Below are 356 nucleotides of genomic sequence, written 5' to 3'. Positions count from 1 at the left end.
TATGTCAAAGAACCTTGTGTAAACTTTGATAGATAAATCCATCGCATTTACATCGTTCCCAAGTCCAAACTCTCATTCGAGTAGGGGAGGGTGGTAGTCAGTAATCAGTAGCCAGTTGACAGTAGTCGGGCTGGAACTTTAATACTTCTTTCAATCGGATGATTAAACTCGTTCGCTTAATCGGTAACTCTTAACTCTTACTTCTGAACTCTTACTTCTTAACTCTTACTTCTTTGTTGGTGGAGAATAACGGATTCGAACCGTTGACCCCCTGCGTGCAAGGCAGGTGCTCTAGCCAGCTGAGCTAATCCCCCAGGTTAATGGGTTCTCTTTGTTAATCTCTTGTTGTTAAACTC

At 42.4% G+C, this 356-nt stretch carries 1 tRNA gene; it reads right to left on the bottom strand.

The features are described 5' to 3' along the window. Window positions 1-237: 237 nt before the first annotated feature. Window positions 238-314 (bottom strand) — tRNA-Ala (locus U0R10_RS11365). Window positions 315-356: the final 42 nt, after the last annotated feature.

The organism is Aquirufa avitistagni, from assembly GCF_042715545.1.
Classification (GTDB): Bacteria; Bacteroidota; Bacteroidia; order Cytophagales; family Spirosomataceae; genus Aquirufa; species Aquirufa avitistagni.
Note: the sequence above shows the minus strand (reverse complement) of the source record. Positions and strands in the feature narration are given on the sequence as shown.